The organism is Pseudomonas sp. 43NM1 (assembly GCF_002836905.1).
Taxonomy (GTDB): Bacteria; Pseudomonadota; Gammaproteobacteria; order Pseudomonadales; family Pseudomonadaceae; genus Aquipseudomonas; species Aquipseudomonas prosekii.
Window position 1 is genome coordinate 1 of sequence record NZ_MKGS01000195.1, and the last position, 12,983, is coordinate 12,983.

At 60.9% G+C, this 12,983-nt stretch carries 12 protein-coding genes; 4 read left to right on the forward strand and 8 right to left on the reverse strand.

Annotated elements, in window-relative coordinates; all coding sequences use genetic code 11:
- Positions 1-897: TolC family protein (locus tag BI292_RS25455; protein WP_178076630.1), on the reverse strand; the 897-nt coding region annotated here is incomplete at its 3' end.
- A 325-nt stretch (positions 898-1,222) separates the two neighbouring features.
- Here BI292_RS25455 and BI292_RS25460 point away from each other — a divergent pair.
- The 3 genes from BI292_RS25460 to BI292_RS25470 all read left to right on the forward strand — a co-directional run bounded on the left by BI292_RS25460 (position 1,223) and on the right by BI292_RS25470 (position 4,037).
- The gene (locus BI292_RS25460; RefSeq protein WP_092273029.1) at positions 1,223-2,191 is read left to right on the forward strand and encodes a LysR family transcriptional regulator; all 969 of its coding nucleotides are present in this window, start codon (positions 1,223-1,225) and stop codon (positions 2,189-2,191) included.
- A gap of 181 nt (positions 2,192-2,372) precedes the next feature.
- The gene (locus BI292_RS25465; RefSeq protein ID WP_101209605.1) at positions 2,373-3,347 is read left to right on the forward strand and encodes a D-glycerate dehydrogenase; all 975 of its coding nucleotides are present in this window, start codon (positions 2,373-2,375) and stop codon (positions 3,345-3,347) included.
- Positions 3,348-3,527: 180 nt separating this feature from the next.
- The gene (locus tag BI292_RS25470) at positions 3,528-4,037 is read left to right on the forward strand and encodes a DUF2165 family protein (RefSeq protein WP_101209606.1); all 510 of its coding nucleotides are present in this window, start codon (positions 3,528-3,530) and stop codon (positions 4,035-4,037) included.
- Positions 4,038-4,066: 29 nt separating this feature from the next.
- On the opposite strand, the gene BI292_RS25475 is transcribed toward BI292_RS25470, so the two are convergent.
- Positions 4,067-4,987 carry a DMT family transporter gene (locus tag BI292_RS25475; RefSeq protein WP_101209607.1) on the reverse strand — a complete coding sequence of 307 codons (921 nt, stop codon included), beginning with the start codon at positions 4,985-4,987 and terminating at the stop codon, positions 4,067-4,069.
- A gap of 307 nt (positions 4,988-5,294) precedes the next feature.
- Here BI292_RS25475 and BI292_RS25480 point away from each other — a divergent pair, with 307 nt between their 5' ends.
- Positions 5,295-6,170 (forward strand): helix-turn-helix domain-containing protein, encoded by an 876-nt coding sequence (locus BI292_RS25480; protein WP_101209608.1) that lies wholly within the window; start codon positions 5,295-5,297, stop codon positions 6,168-6,170.
- 321 nt (positions 6,171-6,491) lie between these two features.
- Here BI292_RS25480 and BI292_RS25485 read toward each other — a convergent pair whose 3' ends face one another.
- The 6 genes from BI292_RS25485 to BI292_RS25510 all read right to left on the reverse strand — a co-directional run bounded on the left by BI292_RS25485 (position 6,492) and on the right by BI292_RS25510 (position 12,894).
- Entirely contained in the window at positions 6,492-8,921 is a 2,430-nt protein-coding gene (locus BI292_RS25485; RefSeq protein WP_101209609.1) for a TonB-dependent receptor, read from the reverse strand.
- Positions 8,922-9,139: 218 nt separating this feature from the next.
- Positions 9,140-10,129, reverse strand: coding sequence for a FecR family protein (locus BI292_RS25490; protein WP_101209610.1), 990 nt, complete (start codon positions 10,127-10,129; stop codon positions 9,140-9,142).
- On the reverse strand, positions 10,126-10,689 hold the full coding sequence (locus tag BI292_RS25495; protein ID WP_101209611.1) for an RNA polymerase sigma factor: 564 nt from the start codon (positions 10,687-10,689) through the stop codon (positions 10,126-10,128). The genes BI292_RS25490 and BI292_RS25495 overlap by 4 nt, the downstream gene beginning before the upstream one ends.
- Positions 10,689-11,012, reverse strand: a complete 324-nt coding sequence (locus BI292_RS25500; RefSeq protein WP_101209612.1) for a DUF3325 domain-containing protein — start codon at positions 11,010-11,012, stop codon at positions 10,689-10,691. Before BI292_RS25500 ends, BI292_RS25495 begins: the two co-directional genes overlap by 1 nt.
- The gene (locus BI292_RS25505; protein WP_101209613.1) at positions 11,012-12,592 is read right to left on the reverse strand and encodes a PepSY domain-containing protein; all 1,581 of its coding nucleotides are present in this window, start codon (positions 12,590-12,592) and stop codon (positions 11,012-11,014) included. Before BI292_RS25505 ends, BI292_RS25500 begins: the two co-directional genes overlap by 1 nt.
- Positions 12,589-12,894, reverse strand: coding sequence for a DUF3649 domain-containing protein (locus tag BI292_RS25510; protein WP_101209614.1), 306 nt, complete (start codon positions 12,892-12,894; stop codon positions 12,589-12,591). The genes BI292_RS25505 and BI292_RS25510 overlap by 4 nt, the downstream gene beginning before the upstream one ends.
- Positions 12,895-12,983: the final 89 nt, after the last annotated feature.

A 12,983-nucleotide genomic window follows, 5' to 3' on the forward strand; every position in this document is an offset into this window, starting at 1 on the left:
GTCCGGACGTTGCCCGAGCAATTGCGCGGGCAGCGACGACGGCAGTTTCAGCGCCGCGCCCAACGCCAGGGTGGGCCGCTGCAATTGCGCGCCGGCGCCCGGACCAAAACCTGCGAGCGCTGCCAGTTGATTGCGGCTGAGGGCGATTTCTTCGTCCAGCGCATCGATCTGCCGATGGGTTTCCGGCAGCGGCGTTTGTGCCTGGCTGACTTCGAAATGGGTGCCAATGCCACCGTCCAGACGCTTCTGCGCGAGGTCGAGAATCTGCTGTTGTTGCTGCAGCATCGCCGCAACGATGTCGCGTTGCGCGTAGTGCAGCGACAGTTCGATGTAGGCGCGAACGATGTTGTTCTGCAATTCAAGCTGCGCCAGCCGCGCTTCGGCGGCGCTCATGCGTGCGAGGTCCACGGCGCGTTCGCTGGCATTGGTTTCGCGGCCCCAGAGGTCGAGGGCGTAGCTGAAACCCAGCGCGGCGTTGTTGTCCCAGGTTGTGGTGTTGGAGAGTTCGCCGGGGCCGTAGAACTGATCGGTCGGCCAGTTGTGGCGCTTGAGCGTGGCGTCGCCATTGATCTGCAACGACTCGGCGGCCTCGGCAATCCCGGCCATCGATCTGGCCTGGCGCACACGGGCGCTGGCCATGGCAATGCTCGGGCTGCCCTGCACGGCGAGGTCGATCCAGCGGTTCAGTTGCGCATCGCCATAGGCCTGCCACCATTGGGCGGTGGGCCAGTGAGCGTCTTGTGCAGCGTTGCGAATGGCTTCGTCGGTGGCCAGCGAATCAGCCTCCAGTGCCGTGCCTTGCGGGGCAATGCCATGGGTACCGATGCAGCCGCTGATTGCCAGGGTTAAAGCCAAAACACTGAGCGTCTTGAGCGCTCTGTTGATGCGACGCGGCACTGCTGCAAATTCCTGAGAAGGGGGAGGTACAAATTACTGTGGGAACGGACACCGCAACCCTTGTGGAAGAGAGCTTGCTCGCGATTGCGGTCTGACATTCAACAATGATGTCGACTGACACTCAGCCATCGCGAGCAAGCTCGCTCCCACAAAGTGTGTGCCGTACGCCAGTTCCTGCGGTGGCGGCAATTCTATGGGGACGCCTGAACGGCGATAAGCTGGGAATCCTGTGAATCTTTGTTACCGTTAACGCGATAATCCCTTTGTCGGGGTCACCGCCCCGCAACTTCGTGTCACAATTTGCCATCGAACCCGAGAGCACCCCATGGACACTTTGCAAAACATGCGCGCCTTCAGTTACGTGGCCGAGGCCGGCAGCTTCACCGCCGCCGCCGTGCAACTGGACACCACGACAGCCAACGTCTCGCGCGCGGTCTCTAATCTGGAGGCCCACCTGCAAACCCGCCTGCTCAACCGCACCACCCGCCGCATCGCGTTGACCGAGGCCGGCAAGCGCTATTTACTGCGCTGCGAGCAGATCCTCGCCTACGTCGAAGAGGCTGAAGCGGAGGCCAGCGACGCCCACGCCCGCCCCGCCGGCCAACTGAAAGTGCACACCATGACCGGGATCGGCCAGCACTTCGTGATCGACGCGATTGCGCGCTATCGCAAGACGCACCCGGACGTGACCTTCGACCTGACCATGGCCAACCGCGTGCCGGACTTGCTCGACGAGGGCTACGACGTGTCCATCGTGCTCGCCAGCGAATTGCCGGATTCGGGTTTCGTCTCGCAGCGCCTCGGCATCACCTACAGCATCGTTTGTGCCTCGCCGGCCTACGTCAAAGCCAATGGTTGCGCACAAAAACCCAGCGACCTGCTCAACCACGCGTGCCTGCGCCTGGTGAGCCCGGTGATTCCGCTGGAGAAATGGACCTTCGACGGCCCCGATGGCCAGGAAATGGTCACCATCAATAGCTCACCGTTCCTGGTCAATTCGGCCGACGCCATGAAAACCGCGATCACCAGCGGCATGGGCGTCGGCGTGCTGCCGGTGTACGCGGCCATCGAAGGCCTGCGCAACGGCACGCTGGTGCGGGTGATGCAGAACTACCGCTCGCAGGAACTGAACCTGTACGCCATCTACCCCTCGCGCCAATACCTGGACGCGAAAATCAAAACCTGGGTCGAATACTTGCGCGGCTCATTGCCGGAAATTCTCGCAGCGCATCAGGCGGAATTGGCCGCGTATGAGTTGAGCGGAAGTATGGTGGGCGCCCGCGTCGCCACCTGATCCCCAACGCCTGCAGGAGCAGAGCTTGCTCGCGAAAGCGCTTTGTCAGCCAACAATGATGTTGAATGTTCGGCCGCCTTCGCGAGCAAGCTCAGCGCCTACAGGTTTACCGGTGTTCACCGAGCCGCGGAAGAATGTTAGCGTGCTTGGCATTATTCCCGACCCGCCGAGCCTTGCGAACATGAAAAAGACTGTCCTCGCCTTCAGCCGCGTCACCCCGGAAATGGTCGAACGCCTGCAACAGGATTTCGAAGTTATCGTGCCGAATCCGAAAAACGGCGACATCAACGCCCAGTTCAACGAAGCCCTGCCCCACGCCCACGGATTGATTGGCGTGGGCCGCAAACTGGGGCGCGCGCAATTGGAGAACGCCGCCAAACTGGAAGTGGTTTCCAGCGTTTCGGTGGGCTACGACAACTATGACGTGGGCTACTTCAACGAACGCGGGATCATGCTCACCAACACCCCGGACGTGCTGACTGAAAGCACCGCCGACCTGGCATTCTCGCTGATCATGAGCAGCGCCCGTCGCGTCGCCGAGCTGGATGCGTGGACCAAGGCTGGGCAATGGCAAGCGTCCGTCGGCCCGGCACTGTTCGGCTGCGATGTGCACGGCAAGACGTTGGGCATCGTCGGCATGGGCAATATCGGCGCAGCGGTTGCCCGGCGCGGTCGGCTCGGTTTCAACATGCCGATCATCTACAGCGGCAACAGCCGCAAGACCGATTTGGAGCACGAGCTCGGCGCGCAGTTTCGCAGCCTTGACGAGTTGCTCGCCGAAGCCGATTTCGTCTGCCTGGTGGTGCCGCTCAGCGACAAGACCAAGCACCTGATCAGCCATCGCGAATTGGCCTTGATGAAGTCCAGCGCCATTCTGGTGAATATCTCCCGTGGCCCGGTGGTGGACGAACCAGCGCTGATCGAGGCACTGCAAACCCAGCGAATTCGCGGCGCCGGACTCGACGTTTATGAGAAAGAACCGCTGGCGGAATCGCCATTGTTCCAGCTGAAAAATGCTGTAACCCTGCCGCACATCGGCTCGGCGACCGGTGAAACCCGTGACGCAATGGCCAATCGCGCGCTGGCCAACTTGCGCAGCGCATTGCTCGGCGAACGCCCGCAGGACTTGGTCAACCCGCAAGTCTGGAAGGGCTGAATATAGCCGGGCAAGTGTATTAAGCACTTGCCCGCTTATATAAACTTCTGCTGCTTTCAACATTTAATCAGCGTCTGCTACACACTTTGAAATTCAGTCCAACACCGAAAAACCGAATCGCACTATAGACTCCGCCACGTTACTCAACTTATAGAGTTCTGGCTACGGAGAGCATATCCATTGAACACCCTGACCACTGATCTGCTTGTCAGATACAGCAAAGTATTACTCATGGCATTTTTCAGCATTTTTGGACTATTGGTGATGTTCAGCAACTTCACCGACTATTCCACAAACTATGAATATGTCGGCCACGGCTTGAGCATGGACACCGCATTGGATCAGGAGAGCGTCAGCTATCGGGCGATTACCTCACCGATGCTGCACCACCGGATTTACTGGATCATCATTACCCTGGAAGTTCTTTACACCGCGTATTGCCTGATCGGCACCTATTACCTGTTCAAAAATCTGAAGACATCTGCAGCCGAATTTCATGAAGCAAAAAAGTTGTGCATTATCGGGCTGTTGATCGCGATATTTGTCTATTACCTGTGCCTGCAAGTCATCGGCGTCGAATGGTTCAACATGGACAAATCGACAACCTGGAATGCCAAGGACTGGGCGCGGCATATTGTCGATTTCATATTGCCGTTATTGATTTACCTGACACTTAGAATCGAGCGCTGACTGTTGCAGCGCCCGATGTTTATATCAACTCATGCCAGCTTGCCGTTGCTGTTGCTGTCGCCGTTGTTGAGGATGAGCGGCGGTTTCGGTTTACGAAACACCAGCACGTTGCCGAGCATCACCAACACCAGCCCGAACAGCGCCGGCGCGGTCCATTGATAGCCTTCGGCATAGGCCGAGACATTTAGTGCGACCACTGGGAACAACACGGTGCAATACGCCGCGCGCTCCGGGCCCATGCGCCCGACCAGCGTCAGGTAGGCGGTGAAACCGATCACCGAGCCGGGGATCACCAGGTACAGCAACGAGCCGAGGTAGCGTGCATTCCATTCGATGTCGAACGGGATGCCTTTGACCAGGCACCAGACGGTCAGCATCGCTGCGCCGTAAGCCATGCCCCAGGCGTTGGTGGTCAAGGGTTTGAGCCCGGCTTTCTGTTGCAGGCTCGAAAGCATATTGCCGGCCGAGAAACACAGAGTTCCGAGCAGCGCCAGCGCCAGACCCAGCAAGGTTTGCGGGCTGGCGGTGTGCCCGGCCAGCTCCGGCCAGAACAACAGCCCCAGCCCAAACAACCCCAGCGCACCGCCCATCAAAACGTTGCGGGCGATCCGCTGGCCGAAAAACACCCGCGCATTCAGCGCGTTCCACAGCGTTGCGGTGGAAAACACCACGGCGACCAGCCCGCTGGGGATCCACTGGCTCGCGGTGAGGAAACACATGAAATTGATGCAGAACAGGCACAAGCCCTGCGCCAGGCAAATCAAGTGTCCGCGCCGGTTCATCACTTGCAGGCGCCGGCTCAGCAGCAACATTACAAACAGCACCAGCGCCGCGAGGCCGAAGCGATAAACGATCGACACCGGAATCGCCACCACGCCCAGTTGCAGTTTCAAGGCAATCCACGTGGTGCCCCAGATCAGCACGGTGAGCAGATACAAAGAAAGGTTCATGACAATGGCTCCGGGGCAGCGTTATTGATGGGTGGGCGACATACTTTTTTTGCAATGGCGGCTTTGTGGCAGGTGTGTTTTGTTTGACTGCAGAGCATTTCTGGCATCAAGGATATTGGTGGCGAGCAAGCTCGCTCGCCACAAAGCGCGTTTGCCACCGGTCCTGCACTCGCCAGTAATCTCGGATCCGGATTTCAGTGTGCTTCGCGCAACCAGCGCGCACTTGCATAAACTTGCGCTTTTGTCGGCGGACGGGCTGGCACGCGGATGTCTACGGAGTAGGATGCGAAACGTTGGAGAGACGATCATGCCCGCACTGGAAACCCTGCAAGTTTTTCAAGCCCTCAACCGCTCGCCGAATGCTCGTCTGGAGCACAGCGCCGAGCTCGGTGACGGCATGGCTGCAGCTTTGTGGAGCAATCATCACGACGCGCAGGATTACGAAGCGCCGAGCCACCACACCCTGTCCTGCTACATCGCCGGCGGCACCGGGACTTTTCGGCGCGACCAGCCCGGCACCAAGGGCGGCCCGGACAAGCTGTGCATTCTGCCGGCCGAGCACCAGTCGGGCTGGGTGATCAACGGCGATATCCGCCTCGCGCACCTGTATTTCAGCACCGAACAATTCGCCCTCGGTTGCGTCACCTTGCTCGATCGCGAACCGCGCGAAGTGCAATTGCGCGAGTGCACTTTTCTCGACGATCCGCAGCAGGCGCGGCGCTTTCGGCAGATGCTGACGCTGAACTGGAACGAGCCCGGCGAACGGGTGCTGACCAGCAGCCTGGCGCATGAAATGCTCAGCCACGCGTTGCTCAGCCAGGTCGGCATGCGTCAGGGTTTGCGGCTCAAGGGCGGGCTTGCGGCGCATCAGCGGCGGCAATTGGTCGAGTTCATCGACAATCAATTGGCCGAACCGATCAGCCTCGGGCAATTGGCGGCGTTGTGCGCGTTGTCGGAATACCACTTTGCGCGAATGTTCCGCGAAAGCTTTGGTTTGCCACCGCACCAGTATGTATTGGCGCGGCGCATGAGCCGGGCACGGGAATTGTTGCGCTCGACCTCGCAGCCGTTGGGCGAGATTGCGCTGGCGTGCGGGTTTGCCAGCGCCAGCCATTTCACCAATCGGTTTCGCCAGGTATTGGGTGGGACGCCTGGGGAGTATCGGTTGGCGTTTTTGCGGTAGACATTGGGGGGTGGGGTGTCATTGAGATCTACCCCTCTCCCTAACCCTCTCCCCAAAGGGGCGAGGGGACTGACCGAAGTGTTCTTGGAGCCACATCGACCTGAAAAATCGAGCCGAACTCAGGCTTTGAAAGCAATGAAGATCAGCTCCCTTTCCCCCTCTCCTCTCTGGGGAGAGGGGACTGACCGAAGTGTTCTTGGAGCCAGATCGACCTGAAAAATCGAGCCGAACTCAGGCTTTGAAAGCAATGAAGATCAGCTCCCTTTCCCCCTCTCCCCTCTGGGGAGAGGGCTGGGGTGAGGGGTGGCTTTTGATCCAGCCTCAAAACTCCAATGTGCTGGAGAGCGACACCTGCCGCGAATCACCCATCGACACAAAAAACCGGCTCGCTGCCGAGGTGTAATAAGTGCGATCAAACAGGTTTTTCACGTTGAGCTGAAACTTGACCTTCTGCCCTTCAACCTTGGTGTCGTAAGTGGCAAACGCGTCCGCCACGGTATAACCCGGCAAGTCGAAATCGTTCACCGCGTTCCCCGCCCGCTCGCCGACATAACGCGCCCCCGCGCCGACGCGCAATTGGTCGCCACCGACGATGCTGCCGAAGTCGTAAACCGCCGACAGCGAACCGCTGTTCTTCGCGACGTTTTGCAGTTTCTTGCCTTTGTAATCCGGGTCTTCGATGACTTCGGCGTCGGTGTAGGCGTAGCTGCCGATCAGGCTCCAGCGGTCGCTGAGCTGGCCGCTGACATCGACTTCCAGACCTCGCGAACGCACTTCACCGGCCGCGCTGTAAATCGTCGTCGGGCCTTCGGAGTTGGCGATCAGTACGTTGCGTTTCTTGATGTCGAACAGCGCGACGTTGCCGGTGATGCGCCCCGGCATTTCCAGCCGCGCGCCGATTTCCCACGACTTGGCTTCCTCCGGCGCGACGCTGCCATCGAGCACCACACTGCTGCCGCTCAACGGCGCGATGGTCGAGTTGGGTTTGAACGATTCGGTGTAGCTGCCGTAGAACGACAACTCGTCGGTGTAGCGATACACCAGGCCGGCGCGCGGCACCCATTTCTGCCCGTTGCTGTCGGTGTTGGCCTTGAACGGCACGCCTTTGCCGGCGTACTGGTCGTACTCCTGAAAGCGCCCGCCGGCGACCAGAATCCACTGATCGGTGAGGTGAATCGAGTCCTGCACAAACACCGAATCGCTGCGCAGTTGATCGGTCTGCGCACTGTCCGCCGGGCTCACAGTAGTGCCCGCCACTTCACGGCCATACACCGGATTGACGTAGCTGAAGTTGCTCAGGCTTTTCTGCCGGATCAGGTCTTCGCGGTAGATTTTGCGGTACTCGTCATCGACGCCGAACACCAGGTCGTGCTGCATGCCCAGCACGTTGACTTTGCCTTCGAGGCTGGCGGTGGTGAAGCGGTCGGTGCTGATCGCGTTTTGCGTGCCGTCCATGCTCCGGGTCAGCGTGCCTTTGTTGGTGTCGATGGCGGTGACACGCACTTGGCTGGCGTCGTAGGTTTCGCGATTCCAGCTGTACCCGAAGTGCGCGCTCCAGTCGTCGTTGAACTGGTGATCGGCCTCGAAGTGATACAGGTCCGAGCGCCCTTCCATGTTGTTGAATGGTTCGTCGAGGCGCTCGTTGCGCGAGATGTCCAACGGGTGATTGGTGCGCGGGTCGATGATCGTGCCACGGTCGAATGGCGTGAGGAATTCGCGGTGTTCGTAGGAGAACAACAGCTGGGTGTTTTCGCCGAACCAAGCCAGCGACGGCGCGACCAGCGTCTCGCGGTGCGTACCGAAATTGCGCCAGTAATCTTCGTCTTCGTGGTCGAGGACCATGCGGTAAGCCAACCCGGAATCGCCCAGCGCGCCGGTGCTGTCGAGGCCGCCGCCGCTGCCGTTCTTGCCGTCGCCGTAGGTCGAACCGCGCAACGTCAGCGCGTTGTATTGCGTCAGTTCGGGTTTCTTGCTGACCATGTTGACCACGCCGCCTGGGTCCTGAATGCCATAGAGCAGCGACGCCGGGCCTTTGAGCACTTCAACGCGATCGACGGTGGCGTTCATCCCACGGCCCTGAATCACCGGCATGCCGTCGCGCATGATCGAGCCGTTGCGGTTGTCGCCGAAACCGCGAGTCATCACCGAATCCTGGGTGCTGGCCAACGTGTTGCCCTGGGTGATGCCGCTGACATTGGCCAGCGCATCATCGAGATTGCGCGGCGCCTGATCGCGGATCACCTGCGCCGGGATCACGTTGATCGTCTGCGGGGTTTCCTGCAATAGCGCCGAGCTGCGCATCACCGAACTGGTGGGCGGCGGCTGATAGCTCATGGTCTGGTCGAGCACCGAAGTGATGGTGGTCGCGCCCAGATTCAGCGCGCCTTCGGTGGGCGCCGGTTCCAGCGCCAGGGTGTGCGCGTCGGTGCGGCGGAAGGTGAATCCCGAACCGCTGAGCAATTGCTGCATGGCGTGTTCGGCGCTCATTTGCCCGCTGACCGCTGGCGCATTCAGGCCGTAGGGCGCTTCGTCGGTGTAGACCACGCTGATGCCGGTAATGCGGCTGAAATCACTCAAGGCCTGCGGCAGCGGCTTGGCGGCCATGGCGAAACTGAATTGCGTACGCGGTTGCGTGCTGGCGGTTTCAGCAGCCAACGCGACGCTCAGCGGCAGCATCGCCAATGCCGAAAAACTCAGCGCCGACGCGCCGAACCACTGTTTGACCGAACCCGACTTTGCCCTGGACTTCATTGCTCATGACCTGTGTAGAACCGCAACGGGATGCGAATGACTCGCAGTTTCAGTCACTACACGGATGGGGCTTGGGTTTACCTCATCAATAATTTGAAATTATTTTTTGTTGGGATTAGAGGTGGCTGTGATGACGCCATCGCGAGCAGGCTCACTCCTACAGGGTGGAATGCATTCCAACTGTGGGAGTGAGCCTGCTCGCGATGGCGCCAGATGCTTCACCGCAAAATAATCACTTGCCCCAAAACTTCGCGCTGCTCAAACCCCAAAACGCCCTGCAACGAACTCAACACCGCTTGCGGGTCCTTGCTCGGAAAACTCCCGCTGACCCGCCGCGCCGCCAGCTCATCGTTGAGCAACAAAATCCGCCCTGGGTAATACCGGCGCAAATCCTCGACCACCTCGGCCAGGCTCGCCTTGTAATAATTCAGCCAACCCTGGCGCCACGCCAGTTGCGCGTCGCTGTCGACCGTCTGCAGTTTTTCCGCCGCACCTTGGCCATAGGCGACCTGCTGACCCGCCGTCAAAATCTGCTGCTGCGCATTGCGCTCCGCCGTCACTCCGACACGCCCGGACAACACCGTCACCCGCGCGCCATGCGCTTGCAGGCGTACTTCGAATTGCGTGCCGAGCACCCGTGCCTGCCCTTTTTCAGCATCCACCACAAACGGCTCGCCGGTGCGCGTCACGTTGAAAAATCCGGCGCCGCGGCGCAGCTCGACGTGGCGTTCGCCGCGGCTGAAATCCACCGCAATCGCGCTGTCGGCATCGAGCGTGACCTGGGTTTGATCGGCCAGCGTGATCGTGCGAATTTGTCCCGGTGCCGAGACGTAATCGGCGCCCAGATCATCCGCCCAGCGCAGCGGTTGCCACCCCGCGCCAATGCCGATCATCAGCACCAGGCACGCGGCCATCGCCAACGCCCCGGCCCAGCGCCGCACGCTGGAGCGCCGCGAATTGTTCATCGCGTTGAGATAACCCTGCAGCGCCACGGTGTCTTCGTCGGCCAGCGTGCGCGCCGGCGCTTCGCTCAATTCCCAGATCACTTGCGCCTGCGCGTACGCTTCGGCGTGTGCCGGATCGGCCTGCAACCAATGGCTGAACGTCAGCTGATCGCCGCTGCTCGGCTGATCATGCAACAGACTCAACCAAGCAAAAGCCGCCTGTTCCTGAGCGGGCGTCGGGGTGACGCGTTGGGCGTGGTTCACGGTGCTTTCCCTGGCGTGCGCGGTTCGGGTTCCCGCAGGCTGGCCTTGCAGGCGTCGAGGGCGCGCATCATATGTTTTTCCACGGCACTTTGGGACAGGCCCATAGCCTGGGCGATCTGCGCATACTTGCGCCCGTGAATGCGGTTGAGCAGGAAGATCTGCCGCGTGCGCTCGGGCAACGCGCGCAACGCCGCTTCGACGTGACGCAAATCGTTGCCCGCCTCCAGCGCGGCTTGCGGTTCGCTGGCCTGAATGTCCGGCTCGTCCGGCATCCAGCCCTCGTTGACGCGCACGCGCGTGCCTTCGCTGCGCAAATGATCGATGGCGATGTTGCCGGCGCAGCGCAGCAAATAGGTGCTCAATTCCTCAACCTGCACCAGCGGCCGCCGCCAGAATCGCAGGAACAGATCCTGCACCAGATCCGCCGCCGTCGCCCGGCAGCCAACCCGCCGACTGACCAGCGCTTCCATCTGCGAACGCTGGGACAGGAACACCTGAAGAAAATGCGCACGCGCGCCGCGGTGTTCGTCGTCGTGGGACTCCGGCGGGCTGGCAATCATCAAGTCAGCACTGCGCAAATCGGGCTGGCGATCAGACCCAACGCCGCCAGCGACAAGGCCAGACGCGGGCGATACGGCAGCAGCAACACCAGCAGCAGAGCGCTGAGCATCAGCACCGCAAACCATTCCACCAAACCAAGGCCCCAGCCGTTGGCGGACACGCCGGCCCACAGCGACAAGGTCAGCAACAGCCAGCCGCCGACGCGCATGACTTGGCGGCGCCGAGCGGTGGGTTTGCGCCCGAGCAGGTCAGCGTGATGGCGATCCATCGATAAACACAGCGCGGTGAAACCGCCGTAACAGAGCAAAAGAGCCAACAGCATCAGGTCGCCTCATGCTCAAGGGTGACAGCACGGGCGCGCTGGCGGGTGATGGTTTCGGTGCGGCCCGAGCGCTGCATTTTCCACGCCGCCCAGCCAAGGAACAGGCCGCTGCCCAAACACGTCAGATCAAACCCGGCCATCGCCCAATCGCCTTGCGCCAACGACACGCCGAGGTGATGCGCGGTGGTCAGCGCGTTGAGCAACGGCACGGTACAAAACAGCAACGCCGCCAGCGCCAATTGCTCGACCCACGCCGCGCGGCCCCGACGAAACATTGCGTGCAGCAGGCTCAAACCCCAGGCGATAAAGAAGCTGTTCACTTCCCAATCCGCGCGCTCGGCCAAGCCGATCGGCAACAGGCGATTGGCCCAGAAAAACGCGGCCACGGCGATCACCAAGCCCGACATGCTGGCGATATTCAGCACTTCCACCAGGCGCAATTCAAACGGCATCACCGCACTTTTGGCGTGCTTGAGCTGCCGCTTGCCGAGCCAGATCACCAGCCCGGTGCCGATCATCGCGGTGCCGGCCATTCCGCAAATAAAGTACAACCAGCGCAGCACCGGGCCGGCGAAATGGCCCATGTGCAAACCGTAAAAACTCCCGGCAATCGCCATCGGCAGCGCTTGTTCGGCCGTCTTGCTGAGCAGTTCGCCGCTGACCGCATTGAACGTCACCGCGCGCCCGAAGCTGTGGACCACACTGTCGCCGCTGTCGCGTTGCACCACTGCCGACGCATTCGCGTCGCCAGGATTGTTCACCGACAACCCCGCGACGCGACCGCCCGCCCACTGCTCGCGCGCCTGTTCCAGCAACGGCGCCAACGGTGCCAATGGCGCTGCCTGACCCGCGACCGCCGGGGTGTTCGAGGCCGGGAATACTTCGTCAAAAAATCCTCTGGCATTACCGTCGTACGCCGCGAGAATGCCCGCCGGCATGACCATCGACATGAAAATTACCAGGCTGCTGTAGGTGATCATCAAGTGGAACGGCAGCACCAGCACGCCGACCGCGTTATGCCCGTCGAGCCAGGAGCGCTGGCCCTTGCGCGGGCGGAACGTGAAGAAGTCCTTGAAGATTTTCTTGTGGGTGATGATCCCGGTGATCAGCGCGACGAACATCAGCATCGCGGCGATGGCCGACAACCAGCGACCCCACGGATAAGGCATTTGCAGCTGGAAGTGGAACCGGTAGAAAAACTCGCCGCCCATGCTTTCGCGGCCCTGCACTTCGGCGCCGGTTTGCGGGTCGAGAATTTTCGTGGTGAATTGGCCGCGCTTGCCGGGTTCGGCTGGCGCTTGCTGCCAGCGCACGGTCAGCGCCGGTTCGCGCGCGGTTGGCAGGTCGATCAGCCACCGCGAGGCGTTGGGCGCGTGCTGCTGAAGATAACGTTGCGCGAGGCTCACGCTGGCTTCGGAAGACACCGCGCGTGCGGGAATTTCCGGTTGCATCCAGTGCGTGGTTTCAGCCTTGAAATACGCGAGGGTGCCGGTGAGGAAAATCGCGAACAGCAACCAACCGAAGATCAGCCCGACCCAGGTGTGCAGCCACGCCATCGCTTGGCGAAATCCCTCTTTCATGAGTGGCCCATCCAGTAAGCCAATGCCGAAATTGCGCCCAGCACCACGCTCGGCACGAGCATCCCGAGCCATGCCTGCCAGGCGCTGCGACAGGCAAAACACCAGAGCACCGCGACCAGATAAGCCAGAAACGACGTCATCATTCCGGTGACCACCGCTTCGGCGCGCGCCATCGGCAGCCACAGGCTGAGGCTGACACTGGCCAGCGCGGCCACGACGTAACCGCCCACCACTGCCGCCAAAACCCGCGAAGTGACGGCCAATCTGTAGGAAACGGGAAGCGCGGAAATCTTGCCTTTCATGTTTCGACCTTGAAACCCGGTGAGGCGCCGTGAGCGTCACGGACCAACAAGCGCGCAATATTAATGATAAATATTCTCATACGCAAAAG

Bases quoted from the DNA above. Each gene is read 5' to 3' on its own strand.
- BI292_RS25460 (WP_092273029.1), top strand. From the start codon at position 1,223: ATGGACACTTTGCAAAACATGCGCGCCTTCAGTTACGTGGCCGAGGCC.
- BI292_RS25465 (WP_101209605.1), top strand. From the start codon at position 2,373: ATGAAAAAGACTGTCCTCGCCTTCAGCCGCGTCACCCCGGAAATGGTC.
- BI292_RS25475 (WP_101209607.1), bottom strand. From the start codon at position 4,987: ATGAACCTTTCTTTGTATCTGCTCACCGTGCTGATCTGGGGCACCACG.
- BI292_RS25480 (WP_101209608.1), top strand. From the start codon at position 5,295: ATGCCCGCACTGGAAACCCTGCAAGTTTTTCAAGCCCTCAACCGCTCG.
- BI292_RS25485 (WP_101209609.1), bottom strand. From the start codon at position 8,921: ATGAAGTCCAGGGCAAAGTCGGGTTCGGTCAAACAGTGGTTCGGCGCG.
- BI292_RS25495 (WP_101209611.1), bottom strand. From the start codon at position 10,689: ATGATTGCCAGCCCGCCGGAGTCCCACGACGACGAACACCGCGGCGCG.
- BI292_RS25500 (WP_101209612.1), bottom strand. From the start codon at position 11,012: ATGCTGTTGGCTCTTTTGCTCTGTTACGGCGGTTTCACCGCGCTGTGT.
- BI292_RS25505 (WP_101209613.1), bottom strand. From the start codon at position 12,592: ATGAAAGAGGGATTTCGCCAAGCGATGGCGTGGCTGCACACCTGGGTC.
- BI292_RS25510 (WP_101209614.1), bottom strand. From the start codon at position 12,894: ATGAAAGGCAAGATTTCCGCGCTTCCCGTTTCCTACAGATTGGCCGTC.